General features: G+C 70.5%; 14 protein-coding genes. 9 read left to right on the plus strand and 5 right to left on the minus strand.

The window, feature by feature from the left end:
* Positions 1-19: 19 nt before the first annotated feature.
* The 3 genes from ACIBH4_RS35815 (at position 20) to ACIBH4_RS35825 (ending at position 3,919) form a co-directional block, all read left to right on the plus strand.
* Positions 20-694 carry a response regulator transcription factor gene (locus tag ACIBH4_RS35815; RefSeq protein ID WP_362506028.1) on the plus strand — a complete coding sequence of 225 codons (675 nt, stop codon included), beginning with the start codon at positions 20-22 and terminating at the stop codon, positions 692-694.
* Positions 684-2,285 (plus strand): HAMP domain-containing sensor histidine kinase, encoded by a 1,602-nt coding sequence (locus tag ACIBH4_RS35820; protein ID WP_362767977.1) that lies wholly within the window; start codon positions 684-686, stop codon positions 2,283-2,285. The genes ACIBH4_RS35815 and ACIBH4_RS35820 overlap by 11 nt, the downstream gene beginning before the upstream one ends.
* Positions 2,286-2,446: 161 nt before the next feature.
* A complete protein-coding gene (locus ACIBH4_RS35825) occupies positions 2,447-3,919 on the plus strand; it encodes an aspartate aminotransferase family protein (RefSeq protein ID WP_362767974.1) in 1,473 nt (490 codons plus the stop codon).
* Positions 3,920-3,929: 10 nt separating this feature from the next.
* Here ACIBH4_RS35825 and folP read toward each other — a convergent pair whose 3' ends face one another.
* A complete protein-coding gene (gene folP, locus ACIBH4_RS35830) occupies positions 3,930-4,763 on the minus strand; it encodes a dihydropteroate synthase (protein ID WP_362506019.1) in 834 nt (277 codons plus the stop codon).
* A 97-nt stretch (positions 4,764-4,860) separates the two neighbouring features.
* Positions 4,861-5,730 carry a LysR family transcriptional regulator gene (locus ACIBH4_RS35835; protein ID WP_362506016.1) on the minus strand — a complete coding sequence of 290 codons (870 nt, stop codon included), beginning with the start codon at positions 5,728-5,730 and terminating at the stop codon, positions 4,861-4,863.
* 765 nt (positions 5,731-6,495) lie between these two features.
* On the opposite strand from ACIBH4_RS35835, the gene ACIBH4_RS35840 reads away from it, so the two are divergent.
* The gene (locus ACIBH4_RS35840; RefSeq protein WP_362767971.1) at positions 6,496-7,701 is read left to right on the plus strand and encodes a neutral zinc metallopeptidase; all 1,206 of its coding nucleotides are present in this window, start codon (positions 6,496-6,498) and stop codon (positions 7,699-7,701) included.
* Positions 7,702-7,860: 159 nt separating this feature from the next.
* The gene (locus ACIBH4_RS35845; protein WP_362768063.1) at positions 7,861-10,044 is read left to right on the plus strand and encodes an LCP family protein; all 2,184 of its coding nucleotides are present in this window, start codon (positions 7,861-7,863) and stop codon (positions 10,042-10,044) included.
* A 104-nt stretch (positions 10,045-10,148) separates the two neighbouring features.
* On the opposite strand, the gene ACIBH4_RS35850 is transcribed toward ACIBH4_RS35845, so the two are convergent.
* A complete protein-coding gene (locus tag ACIBH4_RS35850) occupies positions 10,149-12,212 on the minus strand; it encodes a spermidine synthase (RefSeq protein ID WP_362506010.1) in 2,064 nt (687 codons plus the stop codon).
* A 171-nt stretch (positions 12,213-12,383) separates the two neighbouring features.
* Between ACIBH4_RS35850 and ACIBH4_RS35855 the strand changes: the two genes are divergently transcribed.
* The 3 genes from ACIBH4_RS35855 to ACIBH4_RS35865 all read left to right on the plus strand — a co-directional run bounded on the left by ACIBH4_RS35855 (position 12,384) and on the right by ACIBH4_RS35865 (position 15,206).
* Positions 12,384-13,742, plus strand: coding sequence for a S8 family serine peptidase (locus tag ACIBH4_RS35855; protein ID WP_362506326.1), 1,359 nt, complete (start codon positions 12,384-12,386; stop codon positions 13,740-13,742).
* Positions 13,743-13,746: 4 nt separating this feature from the next.
* On the plus strand, positions 13,747-13,980 hold the full coding sequence (locus tag ACIBH4_RS35860) for a hypothetical protein (RefSeq protein WP_362767969.1): 234 nt from the start codon (positions 13,747-13,749) through the stop codon (positions 13,978-13,980).
* A 230-nt stretch (positions 13,981-14,210) separates the two neighbouring features.
* Positions 14,211-15,206 (plus strand): ion transporter, encoded by a 996-nt coding sequence (locus tag ACIBH4_RS35865; protein WP_362506004.1) that lies wholly within the window; start codon positions 14,211-14,213, stop codon positions 15,204-15,206.
* Between the two features lie 8 nt (positions 15,207-15,214).
* On the opposite strand, the gene rpsD is transcribed toward ACIBH4_RS35865, so the two are convergent.
* Entirely contained in the window at positions 15,215-15,829 is a 615-nt protein-coding gene (rpsD, locus tag ACIBH4_RS35870) for a 30S ribosomal protein S4 (protein WP_362506001.1), read from the minus strand.
* Between the two features lie 88 nt (positions 15,830-15,917).
* Here rpsD and ACIBH4_RS35875 point away from each other — a divergent pair, with 88 nt between their 5' ends.
* Entirely contained in the window at positions 15,918-16,646 is a 729-nt protein-coding gene (locus ACIBH4_RS35875) for a DUF2470 domain-containing protein (RefSeq protein ID WP_362505998.1), read from the plus strand.
* 221 nt (positions 16,647-16,867) lie between these two features.
* Here ACIBH4_RS35875 and ACIBH4_RS35880 read toward each other — a convergent pair whose 3' ends face one another.
* Complete coding sequence (locus ACIBH4_RS35880; protein ID WP_362505994.1) at positions 16,868-17,446, minus strand: ATP-dependent Clp protease proteolytic subunit; 579 nt, start codon at positions 17,444-17,446, stop codon at positions 16,868-16,870.
* Positions 17,447-17,746: the final 300 nt, after the last annotated feature.

Here is a 17,746-nt window from a genome sequence, read left to right on the forward strand (position 1 = left end):
GACGGTGAAAGGGGCAGTCATGCGGGTTCTCGTCGTCGAGGACGAGCGGAGGATGGCCGCCGCCCTGCGGCGTGGCCTGCAGGCCGAGGGGTTCGTGGTCGACCTCGCGCACGACGGGGAGGAGGGTCTGCACCAGGCGAGGCACGGCGACTACGACGTCGTGGTGCTGGACATCATGCTGCCCAGGATCTCCGGCTACAACGTCTGCAAGCAGCTGCGGGCCGAGGAGAACTGGGTTCCGATCCTCATGCTGTCGGCCAAGGACGGCGAGTACGACATGGCCGACGGGCTCGACCTCGGCGCCGACGACTACCTGACCAAGCCGTTCTCGTACGTGGTGCTGGTGGCCAGGCTGAGGGCGCTGCTGCGGCGCGGGGCGAGCCGGCGCCCGGCCGTGCTGAGGGCCGGGGATCTGGAGCTCGACCCGGCGCGGCGGCGCGTCGCCAGGGGTGAGACGCCGGTGGAGCTGACGCCCAGGGAGTTCGCGCTGCTGGAGTTCCTGCTCCGCCACCACGACGAGGTGGTCTCCAAGACGGAGATCCTGGAGCATGTCTGGGACACCTTCGACACCGATCCCAACGTGGTGGAGGTCTACGTCGGCTACCTGCGGCGCAAGATCGACGTGCCGTTCTCCCGGAACGCGCTGCAGACGGTACGGGGAGCGGGATACCGGCTGGCCGGCGATGGCGGCTGATCCGGCCCACCGGGATTTCGGGGACCCACCCGCCAAGGCGGGCACGGGTTCCCTCACCGGCACGGGCGCGGGTTCCCCCACCGGCACGGGCGCGCACGGAGGAGGGCGTGCGGTCGGCCGGTGGCGGCGCAAGAGCCTGCGCTTCCGGCTGACGGCGGTCGCCTCGGCCGTGCTGGCGGTGGCGCTGGTGGTCTCGGCCTACGTGATGATCACCGTGCTCGGCAACGCGCTGCGGGGCACCATCGACGAGTCGATCTACCAGCGGGCCAGGGACACGGTCTCGCTCGCCGACGCCGGACGGCTGCCCGACGAGATGACCTCGCCGGACGGCACTCTCCTGCAGGTGATCGACGGCGCGGGGCGGATCACCCACACGACCACCGGCACCGACAGGCTGGTGCCGCTGCTGGACGCGGAACAGCGGGCGGCGGCGATCGGCGAGGGCGAGGCACGGTTCCTGGACGGCAAGCCGTACGGCATCCCGCACCTGCTCCGCGTCCGGGTGCTCAGCGCCGACCGGGGGCAGACGGTGATCGCGGCGCGTTCCTTCAGCGAGGTGCAGACCAGCATCTCCACGGCGGGAAACGTGCTGATCGTCGGCACGCCGCTACTGCTGGTCCTCCTCGCGGCGGCGAGCTGGGTGATCATCGGCGGAACCCTGAGGCCGATCGCCGCGCTGCGCCGGGGTGCGGACGAGATCACCGACACCGCCCGCTCGCGTCGCCTGCCGGTGCCCGAGGCACGCGACGAGGTGCACAGCCTGGCCACGACGCTGAACGCGATGCTGGCCCGGCTGGAGAAGGCGGGCATCCGGCAGCGGGCCCTGGTCTCGGACGCGGCGCACGAGCTGCGCAGCCCGCTGGCGAGCATCCGGCTCCAGTTGGAGGTGGCTCTCGGCCACCCCGAGGGGCAGGACTGGCGGGAGACGGCCGAGGGCGTGCTCGAGGACACCATGCGCCTGTCCCGGCTGGCCGAGGACCTGCTCTCACTCGCCCGCCTGGACGAGCGCGGCGGCACGCCCGCGCGGGGGGAGCCGGTGGAGCTGGACCAGCTCGTCCCGCAGACCGTCGAGCGGTACGGCGAGGCCGTCACGGTGAGGATCATCGGCGAACCGGACGGCGCGCGGGAGAGCGGCCCCGCCCCGGTCGGCGGCGCGGTCGTCGACGCGACCGAGGGCGTGTCCGGCGGCGTCGCCAGCACGTCGGAGAACGGGTCCCGCGACGCCGGCGGCGCGGTGGAGAGCAGGTCGATCACGGTCACCGGGGACGCGCTGGACCTGGGCCGGGTGCTGGTCAACCTGGTCGACAATGCGCTGCGGCACACCTTCGCCCCCGTGGTGGTCGAGCTGCGGACCGAGGGGGCCGACGCGGTGCTGACCGTCACCGACGACGGGCCGGGCATCCCCGAGGCCGACCGGGAGCGGGTGTTCGACCGGTTCACCCGGCTGGACAGCTCGCGCAGCCGCGACGAGGGCGGAGCCGGACTGGGCCTGGCCATCGTGCGCGAGACGGTCCACGCCCACGGCGGCGCGGTCCATCTGGAGGGCGCCTCCCCGGGTCTTCGCGCGGTCGTACGGCTTCCGCTGTCCTGAGCGAGGCCGTTAACGAGGCCGTTGGATCACCCGCTTGGCCGGGCGACGGGCCTCCGTCGTATCCCCCGCACGGGTCGATTCGTGTGATGCTGGCATTTTCCCGGCGGCCCTCGCGGGCCGCTCCCTTCCGGCCCGCGCGAGCCGTACCCCCGAGGAGAGCGATGAGCCTGCCTGACAAGGGCCGCAGCACCGAGGAACTGCTGGCCGAGATCACCCGCCTCAAGCGGGAGGACCTGCCGGTGCGCGGCGGCAAGGTGACCGCGTACGTCTACGACACCGGGCGGCCCGAGGTGCACGAGGCCGCCGCCAGGGCCTACTTCGAGATGCTGGAGGTCAACACCCTCGACCCGACGGCCTTCCCCAGCGTGGTGGAGATGGAGAAACAGGTCGTCGGCGCGGTCGCCGATCTGCTCGGTGGTGGGTCGGGCATCTTCACCAGCGGCGGCACCGAGTCGATCATGCTGGCGGTGAAGGCGGCGCGGGACGCGCGGAAGACCGAAGGGCGCCCCCGGATGGCGGTCCCGGTGACCGCGCACCCGGCCTTCCACAAGGCCGCGCACTACCTGGGGCTCGTGGTGGACGCCGTGCCGGTGGACCCGGTGACCTTCCGCGCCTCCCCCTCCGACGTCGAGGCCGCGATCACCGAGGACACCGTCCTGGTGGTCGCCTCGGCTCCGTCCTACCCGCAGGGCGTGATCGACCCGGTCGCCCGGATCGCCGGAATCGCCGCCGCGCGTGGCGTGCCGTGCCACGTGGACGCCTGCGTGGGCGGGTGGCTGCTGCCGTGGCTGCGCGAGGCCGGGGCGGACATCCCGCCCTTCGACCTGTCGGTACCCGGGGTCACCTCGCTCTCGTGCGACCTGCACAAGTTCGGCTACGCCCCCAAGGGCGCCTCGGTCGTGCTGTTCGCCGACCCGGCGATGAGACGGCGGGCGTACTTCGCCTCGGCGTCGTGGCCCGGCTACACGGTGATCAACGCCACCGTGCAGAGTTCGAAGTCCGCGGGCCCGCTGGGCGGCGCGTGGGCCACCCTTCAGGCCCTCGGCAGGGAGGGCTACCTGGAGCTCGGCCGCACCACCCTGGCGGCGGCCCGCGAGCTCCGCGCGGGCATCGCGAAGATCCCCGGGCTGCGGGTGCTCGGTGACCCGGAGTCGGCGCTCGTCGCCTTCGGCTCCGACGGAGACTCCGGCGGGGACTCCGGCGGGGACTCCGGCGGTGACTCCGACGGTGACGGGGTGGACGTGTTCGTGCTGTCGGACGAGGCGAGGAGGCGCGGGTGGTTCCTGCAGCCGCAGCTGTCCTACGCGGGCATCCCGGCCAACATCCACATCACGGTGACCGGGGTGACACTGCGAGGCGTCGAGGCGATGCTGGAAGTGATCGCGGAAGCCGTGGAGGCCGCGCGAGAGCGGGGTCCCGCCAAGCTGCCGGAAGGGCTGGTGGAGCTGGTGGCGGGCCTGGATCTGGACGCGCTCGACGACGCCGCCTTCGGTGAGCTGGCGTCCGCGGTCGGGGTGGACCTGGGCGGCTCCGGGCAGCCGGAGATGGCCGTGGTCAACGCGGTTCTCGACGCCCTTCCCGCCGATCGGCGAGAGGCGATCCTGATCCGCTTCCTCTCCGTCATCTATTCCTGATCCACCGGCGTCACCGGCGCAGTCTTTCGACGGTGGCCAGGGCGGCGCGGGCGGAGGCGGCGTCGTGGACGCGGAAGACCCGGGCGCCCTGCCAGGCGGAGACCGCCAGCGTGGCCATGGTCCCGGCATGGCGTTCGTCCACCGGCAGGCCGCCGAGGGTCTCTCCGACGAAGTCCTTGTTGGAGACCGCGACGAGCACCGGCCAGCCGGTGGCGACCATCTCGTCCAGGCGGCGGCTGACCTCCAGGGAGTGCCAGGTGTTCTTGCCGAAGTCGTGCGCCGGGTCGATGAGGATCGACTCCCTGTGCACCCCCGCGGCGACGGCGCGCTCCGCGAGGTCGACGGTGTAGCCGATGACGTCGGCGACCACGTCGGCGTAGGCGATGCGGTGCGGGCGGGTGCGCGGGGTCACGCGCCCGGCGTGTGCGCAGACCAGGCCGATGCCGTGCCTGGCGGCGACTCCTGCCAGCTCAGGGTCCACCCCGCCCCAGGTGTCGTTGAGAAGGTCCGCGCCCGCCTCGGCGACGACCTCGGCGACCTCGGCGCGCCAGGTGTCGACGCTGACGATGAGCCGGGGATGACGGCGCCTGACCTCGGCGACCAGGTCGGCCACCCGGCGGATCTCCTCGGCGGGATCGACCTCGTCGCCGGGACCCGCCTTCACACCGCCGATGTCGACGATGTCCGCGCCTCCCGCGACGGCACCGTCCACCGCCTCCAGGGCCGCCGCGAAGCCGTACGTCCTTCCCCTGTCGAAGAAGGAGTCGGGGGTGCGGTTGACCACCGCCATGATCGCGAACTCGCCGGGCCGGAACTCACGGCCACGCAGGCGCAGGATAGTCATCGAGACCGAGCCTATAGCCCCGGTGTCGGAGAGGACGGCGCTCCCACCTGCGCCGCCTCTGGGGGAAATCTGGGAAAACCAACGAACCACAGGGTCCTTACGCGGCCGACCCACTTTCGGCCACGGACAGGAACTCCTGGGCGATGGCGGGCAGCCGCCGTCGCGCGTGAACGATGGCGATCACCCGGCGGACCGAGGGATCGAGGGTGCGGACCACGAGCCCGGCGCGGGAGGCCTGCTCGGCCATTCCCCGGTACCAGAGCATCGAGGCCGTACCCGAACGGACGGTGCTCAGCCAGTTGCCGCGCTCGTCGAGCTGCGTCGCCACCACGGGGACCACACCGTGCTTGGCGAAGAGCGCGTCGAACTCCCTGCGCCGGGAACTGCCGGGAACCGGCAGCACCAGCCGCATGCCGTTGAGTCTCCTCATCGGCACCGGGTCGGGCAGGTCCACGCCGGGCGGGGAGATCAGCACGATCTCCTGGCGCTCCAGCGGGTGGCTGACCAGATCGGTGGGGACGGGCAGGTCCGTCAGGCCGAGATCGGCCCGTTGGTCCCTGATGGCGCTCACCACGCCGTCCCGCCCGTCACAGCGGACGATGTGAATGCGTACCCCGGGATGTTCCGCGGTGTACGCGGGGAGGAGGCGTCCTGCCAGCCCCGGTTCGAGGCTGGGTATCGAGGCGATGCGGAGCTCCGCCTCGGACGCGTGGCCGTGCGTGGACAGTGACTCGATCTCGCGGACGGCGTCGAGTGCCTCCCGGGCCAGCTTGACCACCCGGCGTCCCTGTGCCGTGACGACCACGCCACGTCCGGAACGTGCGAACAACGTCATCCCGAGTTCTCGTTCCAAATCCCTGATCGCACGGGAAAGGGCAGGTTGTGCGATGTACAGCGACCTGGCCGCGTCGGTCATGGTGCGATGCTCCGCCGTCGCGACCACATAGCGGAGCTGCTGCAGATTCATGGTTTGAAGCTAGGTCACGGGCCCTGGATCGGTCCGGTACATAGCGGAGATCACCTCGGATGATTTCGGAATGTAATCGAATGCAGCGACATCCGTGACGGATGATAAATCAGTATGCTTACGCCCCAAATTCGGCAAAAGTCCGGACCTGTAGCTCATATCGGACGCTCGGGTTAACGGGGAGACAGCGTGACAGGCAACGGACAACATCCTCCACCGCCCCCTCCACCTCGGGGGCAACCACCTCAGGAGCCACCCGTGTGGGCGGCTCACGGCCACCCCCAGCCGCCACCGCCGGGGTATCCGCAGCAGCAACCGGGACAGGGAGGCCGTTCGGCGTCGCCGGGGCAGGGACACCCGTCGCCGCCGGGGCAGGGCTATCCGCATACGCTCATCCTGCCCACGTACCCGGAGCAGGGGCACCCCTCGCCGGGACAGGGAAACCCTCCGGTACCGCCTCCGGGAGAGGCCGGATATCCGTCGGGACAAGCCGGATATCCGCCGGCACCACCGTCGGGACAGGCCGGATACGCACCGGCACCACCGGGACAGGGAAACCATCCAGCGTCGCCGCCGGGGCACGGGAGCCACCCGGCGTCGCCGCCAGGACAGGGATTCCCTCCCGGCTACGGGTATCCCCCCGCCTCCCGTCAGCCGAGCCCGCCCCAGGGCCACCCCCAGCCACCGCCCTCCGGATATCCGCCCCGGTTCCCGCCCCCGCCGGCGCGCCCGCAGCAGCCGCCGCCGGCACAGGGATACCGGCATATGCCCACACTGCCCGGGGGTCAGACGCCATACGGCCATCCGGCCCCACCGCCACAACCGCCGTACGGTCATCCACCCCAGCCACCATCGCCGTACGGTCATCCGGCCCCGCCACCACCGCCATACGGCCATCCGGCCCCGCCACCACCGGACCTCCGGCAGCGGCACGCCTACCCGCCGCCGCAGTGGCAGCCGCAGCGCTCTCGTTCCAGCGGCGCCGGAGCGATCGTCGGCGGGTTCCTCGGCGTGTTCGCGCTGGTCTTCCTCGGGCTCGTGGTGATGGGCGCGGTGGCCAAGAACAGCCGCCGCTCGGATTCGGTCTCGCCGGTCGCGATCTCGTCGCCGCCCACCTCCCTGGACGGCAGGCCCACCGCGAAGCCCGCGCGGTCCGCCTCCAGCGAGCCGAGGCGGACGACGACCTCCTCCGACGCCTCAAAGGACACGGTCACGCCCCCGACCAGGGCGCGGGCGCTCAACACCAGCTTGGAGAAGAACACGCTCTACCGGGCCGGAGGGCTTCCCAGGGTGAACTGCCCGGCGGGATCGGCCAGCATCTACAGCCACAGTCAGCTCAAGGCACTGATCCTCAAGACCTCCAAGTGCATGGACAAGGGCTGGTCCCAGATCATGCGCGAGCAGGGCATGGACTGGCGTCCGCCCGGCTACTCCCTCACCGCGACGAAGGGCCGCGGCGCCTGCGGCGACTTCCCCTCGCCGGGCAGCATGGTGCCCTACTACTGCCCGCGCAACACCACCATCTACGCCTCGACCAGGGCGATGGTGCGAGGGGTCGGCAACTCCGGCGGGTACGGCTCCATCACCGACTGGCACGGCGGGGTCGTCAGCATGATGGCGCACGAGTACGGGCACCACGTGCAGCATCTGTCGGGGTTGTCCAACACCTGGTGGCAGAGGTCGCTCCGCTCCAGCGGTCAGAGCGGAAGGCTCGCGCTCAGCCGCCGGTTCGAGCTCCAGGCGACCTGCTTCGGCGCGATGTTCATGCGCTCGGTCTCGGCCAGCTATCCGGTGACCCCCGCCCGGCGCAACACCCTCTACTACTTCTACTCCCGCGTGGGCGACTGGCCCGGCTACCCCCGTGACCACGGCTCCCCGGCGAACAACCATCGGTGGTTCCGTCAGGGCTACGAGAAGAACAAGACGTTCCAGTGCAACACCTGGTTGGCGCCGTCTTCGGCGACGTCTTAGATAACATCACGACTTAAACGATCATTCACCACAGATTAGCTATCTGTCTGTCATGTCCAGGTATGGGGACTAGAATCCTGGCAAATTCCGTTCAATCGGGGAACCTTGGCTGTTTTGCCAGGTAGACCGGGGCAAGACGTAGTAGGAAGCGATGTGACGATGCGCCTTGGGCAAGACTCGGGGGATCTCGCCGGCGACAGTGGGAACGGGAAACGGCGCCCCCGGCGCCGCAGCGGTGGCCAGGGTGCGGGCCGCGGCGGCGGCCAAGGTGCGGGTCGTGGCGGCGCGCAGGGGCCGGCCGAGACGCAGTCCCCCTCCGCTCCACCCGGCACGCCACAGGCCCAGGGCGCTCCCTCCGGGCAGAGCGCGCCCCCCTCCAGGGACGCGAGCGGGCTCCGGACGGCTCCCGGCCAGGTCCAGAGCGTGCCGGACGGGCGGGGAACACCCCCGCAGACCCGGCCCGGCGTACGGGGCGCCACCGACGGGCAGGAGGCGCGCTCCCCTCAGGGCGCGCACAACGGGCCGAAGGCACCCTCCCCCCACGACGTACGCGACGGGCAGGAGACGCTTCACCCGAATGTCGTACGCGACGGGCAGGCCACGCACAACGCGCAGGAATCCCTTCCTTCCCGGGGTACGCCCGAGACCGAGGCGGCCTCTCCCTCGCAGGCCGGAGCGGCCCCGCGGCCCGACCGGACCGCGGGGCCGGCTCAGCCTCAGGGAGCAGCCCAGACCGGAGGGCCGAGCCGTCCCGGAGGACCGGGCCAGGGTGGAGGACCGGGCCAGAGCGGGGGACCTGGCCAGAGCGGAGGACCGCCCCCCGGTCCCCCTGCCCCTCCCGGGCCGCCCGGGAAGCGGCCGCGGTTCGCCAAGCCGATGACGGTCGGCGCGCTCATCGGCTGGACCGCGTTGTCGGCGCTCCTCCCCGGCGCGGCGCACCTGCGGGCGGGCCACCGCCGCACCGGGTACATCCTCCTCACGATCTTCGGCGCGCTGTTGCTCGCCGCCCTGGTCGGCGCGCTCGTCCTCAGCGGTGAGGGAAACGCGGGCTTCGTCGCCCGCGACAGCACGCTGATGACCGGAGCGGTCCTCGCCATCGTCGGCGCGATCGCCTGGTTCCTGCTGGTGCTCTTCTCCTACGTCTCCCTCGGGCCCGACCGGCTCAGCGGCAGGGGACAGATCGTGTCGGGTGTCGCGGTCGGCGTGCTGTGCGTGTCGGTGATGGCGCCGTTCGCATTGACCGCGAGCACCGTGCTGACCGTCAAGGACGCGGCCAACAGCATCTTCGAGAGCGCCTCGGCCAACCCCACGGCGGCTCCCGTCAAGCACGAGGACCCGTGGGGCGGGCGCAAGCGGGTGAACTTCCTGCTCGTCGGCGGCGACGGCGCCGGAAACCGGGAGGGCGTGCGGACCGACAGCATGACCATGGCCAGCGTGCACGTCGCGACCGGCAACACCGCCATGTTCAGTCTCCCTCGCAACCTCCAGCACGTCCGCTTCCCGCCGAACACCCCGCTCGGCAAGCGGTTCCCCGACGGGTTCATGCGCGAGCTGCCCAACGGGGGCCTGCTCAACGAGGTCTGGCAGTACGCCGAGGACCACCCCGAGCTCATGCCCGACGTCAAGGACGGCCATCGAGGCCCTCGGGCCCTCATGGACGCGATCGGCTACACGCTCAACCTGAAGATCGACTACTACGCCCTGGTCAACATGTTCGGTTTCGCCCACCTGGTGGACGCCATCGGCGGTCTCAGGATCAGGGTGGAGAGCGACGTCCCCTGGGGCGGCCTCTACGGCACCGCGGGGACCATCAAGGCCGGATACCGGAAGCTCACCGGCGAGGAGGCCCTCTGGTACGGGCGCTCCCGCGTCGGCAGCGACGACTTCTCCCGGATGGCCCGCCAGCGCTGCGTCATCGGCGCCTTCACCCAGCAGGCCACCCCGTCGGTCGTGCTCACCAACTTCGTCAAGATCGCGAACGTGGCCAAGAAGATGGCCAAGACCGACATCCCTCGCGAGTTGCTTGAGCACATCACCGAGCTGGGGCTGAAGGTCAAGGACGCGAGGATCGTGAGCCTCCAGTTCGTGCCGCCGGAGTTCTACACCGGCTCCCCCGACTGGCAGAAGATCCGTGCCGCGACCGCCAGGACGCTGCGCCAGTCACTGCAGCCCGCCCGCCGCCCCCTCGCCGCGACGGCCTCCCCCGGCACGAGCGGTGCGAGCGGATCGACGCCCACCGCCACACCCAAGCCCTCCAGGACGGCGGTGGCCAAGCCGAGCCAGACGCCCACCCCGAACGGCAAGGGCGAGGCCGCGTCCCTGGACGAGCTCTGCGGGTTCTGACCGCCCCACGTGACCGGCTTCGTCGCCGACCACCCCGCACGTATGTGGCCCGCCCTCCGCGAAGGAGGACGGGCCACACGTTTTTCCCCCGGAGCCGGCCGGGCTCAGCCGACCTTGGCCGCTCCGACGCCCCTCGCGGTCCTGGGCAGCAGGACGAAGGCCCCCAGATAGACCAGGCCCGCCACGATCAGCAGTGCCTGGTAGCCGATGACCAGCGCCAGATACTCCAGGCAACCTCCGACCATCGCGCCCAGCAGGTTCGCGCCGAAGGACACGGTGGCGTCCGCGGAGTCGGCGAAGCGCTTGGCGAACACCACGTTGGCCGCGAAGATCGGCAGGAACGCCACGACCACGGCCGCCACCGCGCGCACCGGCAGCGGCAGGCTCAGCAGCCACGAGTTGGGCACCAGCCAGGCGAGGACCAGCCCCGCGAGCAGCACGCCGTACATCACGGGCAGGGACGGCACCCTGAAGCGGCGGGTCACCTCCACCGCGGCGAGCACGGCGACCAGCACCCCTCCGAACACGATCGCGTTCACCACCCAGGTGGTGCCGAACAGCAGCGCGAACCCGGTCACGCTCTTCGTCTCCAGCAGCAGGAACGCCACCCCGAGCAGGAAGAGGTCGGCGTACGGGCGCATCCGCCGGTAGGGACCGGCGACGGCGCGGACGGCGAGCAGGCTGACGATGAGGATCAGGCCGAGGGTGATGATGTAGATCTGCGGGATCGTCCGGTCCTTCAGGTAGAGGAAGGGCCGGTCGTCACCACTCGGCGGCGGGGTGTCGGCCTTCGCCCCCGCCCATTCGGAGTCGCAGCGCTGCGCCTCGGCGGTGAGCCCCGCGGTGATCACCGCCTGCTGGCCGGTCTCGCTGACGATGTCGACGCAGGGCTTGTGGCCGAAGGCGGCCTGCATGGTGGAGCCGAGGCGGTCCACCAGCCAGGTCTCACGGTAGTAGTTGTACATCGAGAAGGTGCCGCCCGGCTTGAGGTGGTCCCTCGCCGCCTCCATCGCCTGCTGGGTGAACAGGTAGCTCTCCAGCCGCAGCGAACTCGCCCCGGACACCAGGGTGAGCGAGTCGGGCAGCGCGAAGAGGATGAGGTCGTACTTGTCGGAGGTCCGTTCCAGGAAGGCGCGGCCGTCGGTGACGTGGGCGGTGACGCGGGGGTCGCTGTACGGACTGTCGGGGTGGTAGGAGCGGCCGAGTTCGAGCAGTTTGGGGTCGATCTCCACGGCGTCCACGCGCTTGGCGCCCTTCGACAGCGCGATCGACACGTCGGTGCCGCTGCCCGCGCCCACGATCAGCACGTCGTCCAGCTTGCCCGAGGTCGCGCGCTCGTACGGCAGGGCGTACTGGCGTTCCCACTCCAGGCGGCTCTTGGCCGGGCTGGCCTGCTGGTGCGGGATGCCGTTGACCTTGATGTCCATCAGCGGCACGTCGTTCCAGTAGCCGCGCACGTAGGTCACCTTGTAGTAGGGCGACCACAGCGCCCCGGCCGTCAGCGACTCCGTCGCGAGGACCCCGACGACGATGAGCGACGGCACGAGCAGCGCCGCGCGGGCCCAGACCTTGCGGGGCCAGAGCAGCACCGCGTAGGCGACCGCGGCGATCACCCCCCACACCACCGGGGGCGCGCTGAGGAACGACAGCGCGGTGAACAGCGCGATGCCGCCGAGGCTGCCGATCAGGTCGTAGCGGTAGGCCTCCAGCCGTTCCAGCTCGGGGAAGCACCGCCCGACCAGCTCGGCCGGGCCCATCAGCACGATCGCCGCCGCGGCGAAGATCACCGGCAGGATCAGCCAGGCGGGCGGCCCGCTCTCGCTCAGGCTCGTCCAGTACAGGACCCCCTCGGTCTGGCGGTCCACGGTGACCGGGAAGAGCCACACGACCAGCACCAGGACGGCGAGCACGATCGGCGAGTAGTACGGCTGCCGGGTGGTGCGTCCTACCCGGAGGAAGCCGAGTCCGATACCGAGAAAGGATCCCAACAGGACGAAGTTGGTGAAATAACTCAGATGAACGATGTTCGATCCGGTCCACCGGATCAGGGCCAGCTCCAGGAAGAGCATGAACCCACTGGCGACGATCAGTCTGGGCCGTGTGCTCAGCCAGTGGGTGTGCCGGACATCTGGGGTGGGGGGTGGAGTCGTCTCCGCCTCTGCGGTCATGCCGCCCAACGCTAGTCACCGGCACCCGCGCAGGGAAGGAAATCCATCCCTGTCGTTTGTGTGGGTTACCTGCCATGAGGCCAGATAAGGGGTGGTTTCAACGGCTGGACGCGATCGAGGCGGATGCAGGAACGTGGTGGAACCCGATCCTCTCAAGTCCCGGTGGTGCACATGCGGGTCCTGCTCCAGCTCCGTCCATCCCCCGACGTCGTGGCGGCCGTGGCCGACCCCTCGGTGAGCACGACGGCGGCCGACGTCGCCGACGCGTTGCCCGGGGTCGTCGTGGACCCCTCCTTCACCCCTGTCGTCGCTCCCCGCCCGGTCCCCCTCGCCGGGGGCGATCCCCTCTCGCTCAACCAGCCGCTCACGTTCTCCTTCGCCGACGACGAGGCCTCCGTCCTGGTCCGCGGGGAGATCTCCGACGACGAGATCTCCACCCGGATCACCCTGCTGCCCTCGCTGCGTCCCGACGTGGTTGGGGTCTTCGCCGACCCGATGATCCAGCGGAGCCTCACCTGCGGCGGAACGCCACCGGTGGGCGACTGGCGCGACGTGGAGCGGCTGCTCCACGTCCCCGAGCTGGCGCGCGAGGGCCTCGACGGCTCGGGCGTCGCGCTCGCGGTGCTCGACAGCGGCATCAACGCCGCGCACGTGGCCCGGCAGCTCGACCGCGGCGTGGCCCTCGACGCCCAGCGCAGCTGGAAGCCGTCGGGGGTGCGGGGCGAGGCGGGCGAGTTCCCCGTCGACCACGGCACGATGTGCGCCTTCGACGCGCTCATCGCCGCCCCGAGGGCGTCGCTGATCGACGTGCCCGTGCTGCTCTCCCGGCGTCCGGGCGGCTCGGCGCTGGACGGCCTGCTGTCGGACGCGGTCGCCGCCTTCGCCCACCTGCGCACCGTCCTCGAAGACCAGCCCGCGGCCTCACGCTCCCTCGTCGTCACCAACAGCTGGGGCTCCTTCTCCCCCACCTGGGACTTCCCCGCAGGCCATCCCGGCAACTACTCCGACAACCCCGCCCACCCGTTCAACCTGATCGTCTCCAGCCTGGAGCGGGCGGGCGCCGACGTGCTGTTCGCCGCGGGAAACTGCGGGCGCGACTGCCCCGACGGCCGGTGCGCGTACGCCAACCGACCGATCACGGGCGCCAACTCCCACCCGCGCGTCCTGTCGGTCGGCGGAGTCGACATCCGTGGCGAGCGGGTCGGCTACTCCTCGCAGGGCCCCGGCCGCCTCACCGCGAGAAAGCCCGATCTCTGCGCCTTCACCCACTTCTCCGGCTCGCGGGCCTTCGGCGACGACGAGGCCGACTCGGGCACCTCGGCTGCGTGCCCCGTCGTCGCCGGGCTCGTCGCGGCCATCCGCACCCTGTGGCCCTCCTCCCGTCTGTCACCCTCCCAGCTGCGCACCCTGCTCCGGCGCACCGCCGACGACCACGGCGACATCGGGTTCGACCACGACTACGGCTACGGAGTCGTCGACACCCCCGGGATGCTCGCCTCGTTGCGACGCCGCGCCAGGCGCGTAGCGTGAGTGCATGCTCCTGATCACCGTACGGCTTCCGCCCGACGCCACGCTCGCGCAGGCCATGCGGCACCTGAAGCTGCCCGAGGATGACGTCGACACCGACTACGGCCTGGTGCTCATCGACCCCGACCAGGGCCTGTACGGCCTGCGGGTGAGCGAGGCCGCCGCCCGCCGGGTCGACCCGAAGGCGGGCGGCGGCCCCTACTCGGACCCGAGGATCGAGCCGTACGGCCCTCCGCACTGAACACCGCGCTCGCCGGACGGGACGGCCCCCTGCCCCTCCGCCCGCCGGACGGGGCACCGGGGCAGAGCCGTAAGCAGTGGTTCGGCACCCTCTTCCCGGCACGGAGCGTTCCCGTACCACAAAGATCAAATATTTTGGGATATCTCGCCTTACGAAAGGCGGATTTCGGTCTTCACCGGTCCGTTATGATCTTTGCTTGTCCTTGGCCTTTCCGACTTCCGGGAGTCCCCGTGCCACCGCGCGAGCGTCTCCGCCGCCTGCTCGAAACGCACCGTTTCCAGCAGTTCATCATCACCGTCATCGTGATCAACGCGGTCACGCTCGGGCTGGAGACCTCGGCGACGCTCGCCGAGCCGTACGGCGCGGTGCTCGCCGCCGTCGACCACCTCGCCCTCTACATCTTCGTCGCCGAACTCGCCGCCAAGCTGTACGCCTACGGCTGGCGGTTCTTCCGCAACCCGTGGAGCCTCTTCGACACCGTGATCGTGGCGGTCTCGCTGCTCCCCACGGCGGGCGGGCTCTCGGTGCTGCGCGCGCTGCGCATCCTGCGGGCGCTACGGCTCATCTCCGTGCTGCCCAGCCTGCGCCGGGTGGTGACCGCGCTGCTCACGGCACTACCGGGGATGAGCTCGATCGTGCTGCTGCTGGCACTGGTGCTCTACGTCGCGGCGGTGATGAGCACGAAGCTCTACCACGTCACCGCCCCCGAGTACTTCGGCGACCTGCCCACCTCGCTGTTCACCCTGTTCCAGATGATGACCGGGGACGCCTGGTCCGACATCACCAGGGAGGTGATGGACGAGCATCCGTCGGCGTGGCTGTTCTTCGTGGTGTTCATGCTGGTGTGCACCTTCGTGGTGCTGAACCTGTTCATCGCGGTGGTGGTCAGCGCGATGGAGGAGGAGCACGCCGAGGAGTCCGTACAGGCGACCGAGGAACTGGGCAGGACCGTGCTCGCCGAACTGGCCTCGCTCCGGGCCGAGGTGCGGGAGTTGCGGGACCGGGTCCCGGCGCCGATGAACGGCACCGCGGGGGCGAAGGGCACGGCGAACGGCGACTCGGGCTCCGCAGGGAAGAACGGCGCGAACTCCGGGGGAGGGAACGGTTCAGGCTCCGGGGGGAAGAACGGTTCCGAGGGAAAGAACGGCTCGGGTTCGAAGGGCGCGACGAACGGCGGCGTGAGAAAGCCCGCCGCCCGGAAGGCGGCGGGCCGGCGGCGCGGATAGGCGCCGGGTCAGCGCGAGTAGAACTCCACCACGAGCTGCTCGTCCACCGGGACCACGACCTGCTCGCGCAGCGGGCGGCTGAAAAGGGTGAACCGGAGGTCGGCGTGGTCGACGTCGAGGTAGGCGGCCGTCCGGTCATCCGCGTACACGCCCTCGGACGCCGCGACGAACGGCTGCATCCGGCGTGACCTCTCGCGCACCGCGACGACCTGGCCCGGCTTGACGAGGTAGCTGGGGATGTCGACCTTGCGGCCGTCCACGGTGATGTGGCCGTGGGCGACGTACTGGCGGGCCGCGTAGATGGACGGGGCGAGGCCTGAGCGCAGGACGAGAGAGGCGAGGCGCGTCTCCAGCAGCACCACCAGCTCCGCGCCCGCCCGCCCGGTGCCGCGCAGCGCCATGTCCCAGTAGCGACGCATCTGCCGCTCGGAGACGTCGTAGTACCAGCGGAGCTTCTGCTTCTCCATCAACCGCAGCCCGTAGTCACCGGTCTGCCGCCGGTTGGTCTTGCGACCGTGCTCACCCGGCGGGTAGGGGCGCTCCTCGAAGTATCGGACGGCCTTGCGGGTCAGCGGCACGCCGGCCCTCCGAGAAAGACGCACCTTCGGCCCGGTGTAGCGCATACTCACTCCCCTGTGGTTAGGTTTACCTTAGTTAGGCAAGGCTAATCTTACACACAGCAGTGTCCCCGACCTCAAGGAGAGCCGGTTCATGCAGCCCGTCACCGCTCCGCCGATCCCCGAGCGGGTCCGCACCCTCGCAGCCACCGCCGCTCCCACCCACGTGTCCGTCTCCGGAACCAACGCTCCCGCGACACCCGCCAGGGGCGGCGTGGACGGCGCCGGGCGACCCGTGCTGCTCGTCCTGCCCGGCGATCCGCTCCATGACGTGCGAGACGAGCCCGTGGTGACCGTGGATCTGACGTCGACCCGCTCACTGGGAGGGCACGAGCTCTCGCGGGGCCTGCTCAAGGTGCAGGGCTGGGCGCAGGCGGTGCCCGAGGCCGAGGTGAGGGAGACGGCGGTGGCGATCGCCGAACGCTGCCCGGACGAGGCCCTGTTCGAGACGCTGGAGGGGATGGACGGCCCTCGGCTGATCCGCGTCGACGTCGGCAGGGTGATCTATCTCACCGGGCCGGAGTCAGGCCTGCTGGACGCCGAGGAGTATCTGGGCGCAGCCCCCGACCCTCTGATGGACGACGCCGAGCGCATGCTCCACCACATCAACGGCTCCCACCGCCGGCAGTTGGAGGCCGCGCTCGTCTCCCTGCTCGCCGCACCGGCGCCGGAGGCCTGGCTCTGGGAGCTCGACCGCTTCGGGGCGACCGTCCGCTGCGGCGTCGACAGCGACCCGACGCTGATCCGGCTTCCATGGCCCTCGCCCATCGGCGACGCGGAGTCCCTCGAACACGCCGTACGCTGCCTGCTCTGCCGACACTGACGCGGCAAAACCGGCCGACGGCCCCTCGACGACCCCAAAGGCGACGATTCATCGCGCGGCACCGTTTTTATCGCGTGGCGCCATTTCCGAGCGAGGCCGAAAATGGCGCCAGACCATTCCATGCGAAATACGCGGAGAGGCAACAGGAAACCACTCCGAAAGCGCGATCGCTCCCGGAGTGAAATACCCCCCGGGAGGAAATCGCCCTCGGAAACGGCAGGTCAGCCTTCGGACACCACCTCGCTGGTGTTTTTGATCACCTGGTCGACGAAGCCGTAGTCTCTGGCCTCGGTGGCGGTGAACCAGCGGTCGCGATCCCAGTCCTCCTCGATCCGCTCCAGCGACTGGCCGGTGTGGAAGGCGATCCGCTCGCGCATCATCTGCTTGGTGTAGAGCATCTGCTCGGCCTGGATGGCGATGTCGGCGGCCGTGCCCCCGAGGCCTCCCGAGGGCTGGTGCATGATCACTCTGGCGTGCGGCAGGACGTAGCGCTTTCCGGGAGCGCCGGAGCAGAGCAGGAACTGCCCCATGGACCCCGCGATGCCCATGCCCACGGTGGCCACGTCGTTGGGGACGTACTGCATCACGTCGTAGATGGCCATTCCGGCCGACACCGAGCCACCGGGTGAGTTGATGTAGAGCCAGATGTCGCGACGGTCGTCGTCGGCGGAGAGCAGAAGCAACTCCCCGCAGATCCGGTTGGCGACCTCGTCGTTCACCTCACTGCCGAGCACGACGATCCGCTTGCGCAGCAGCCTCTGATACAGCTGGTCTTCGGGGACGATCTGGGGACCGCTCATGTCTTCCACCTACTCCGAACCCGAGGTTTGCTAATAAACGAATACCCGCGACCATAGTCCAGCAGGGAGCCGCGTTTTCCGTTCGTTCGCTGTCAGCGCTTTTCGCTGAAAGCGCAGCATCCCTCATTTCGTTTTCCTGCCGGGCGCGGTCGCCGCCCGGCCGGAGCGGCCGTTCTCGCTGGACGCGATCGTTTCCCGGCCGGGGGCCGGTCGCCCCCCGCAGGGGGGTACGGCCCCCGGCCGGGGGGCGGCCCCGGGCCGGGGGGGGATACCGGGGCACCCCACACGAGCCCCCCCCCG

This window comes from Streptosporangium sp. NPDC050284 (genome assembly GCF_044459525.1).
Classification (GTDB): domain Bacteria; phylum Actinomycetota; class Actinomycetes; order Streptosporangiales; family Streptosporangiaceae; genus Streptosporangium.

Coding starts and splice junctions, on each gene's coding strand:
- ACIBH4_RS35815 (WP_362506028.1), top strand. CDS start 20: ATGCGGGTTCTCGTCGTCGAGGACGAGCGGAGGATGGCCGCCGCCCTG.
- ACIBH4_RS35820 (WP_362767977.1), top strand. CDS start 684: ATGGCGGCTGATCCGGCCCACCGGGATTTCGGGGACCCACCCGCCAAG.
- ACIBH4_RS35825 (WP_362767974.1), top strand. CDS start 2,447: ATGAGCCTGCCTGACAAGGGCCGCAGCACCGAGGAACTGCTGGCCGAG.
- folP (WP_362506019.1), bottom strand. CDS start 4,763: ATGACTATCCTGCGCCTGCGTGGCCGTGAGTTCCGGCCCGGCGAGTTC.
- ACIBH4_RS35835 (WP_362506016.1), bottom strand. CDS start 5,730: ATGAATCTGCAGCAGCTCCGCTATGTGGTCGCGACGGCGGAGCATCGC.
- ACIBH4_RS35840 (WP_362767971.1), top strand. CDS start 6,496: ATGCCCACACTGCCCGGGGGTCAGACGCCATACGGCCATCCGGCCCCA.
- ACIBH4_RS35845 (WP_362768063.1), top strand. CDS start 7,861: ATGCGCCTTGGGCAAGACTCGGGGGATCTCGCCGGCGACAGTGGGAAC.
- ACIBH4_RS35850 (WP_362506010.1), bottom strand. CDS start 12,212: ATGACCGCAGAGGCGGAGACGACTCCACCCCCCACCCCAGATGTCCGG.
- ACIBH4_RS35855 (WP_362506326.1), top strand. CDS start 12,384: ATGCGGGTCCTGCTCCAGCTCCGTCCATCCCCCGACGTCGTGGCGGCC.
- ACIBH4_RS35860 (WP_362767969.1), top strand. CDS start 13,747: ATGCTCCTGATCACCGTACGGCTTCCGCCCGACGCCACGCTCGCGCAG.
- rpsD (WP_362506001.1), bottom strand. CDS start 15,829: ATGCGCTACACCGGGCCGAAGGTGCGTCTTTCTCGGAGGGCCGGCGTG.
- ACIBH4_RS35875 (WP_362505998.1), top strand. CDS start 15,918: ATGCAGCCCGTCACCGCTCCGCCGATCCCCGAGCGGGTCCGCACCCTC.
- ACIBH4_RS35880 (WP_362505994.1), bottom strand. CDS start 17,446: ATGAGCGGTCCCCAGATCGTCCCCGAAGACCAGCTGTATCAGAGGCTG.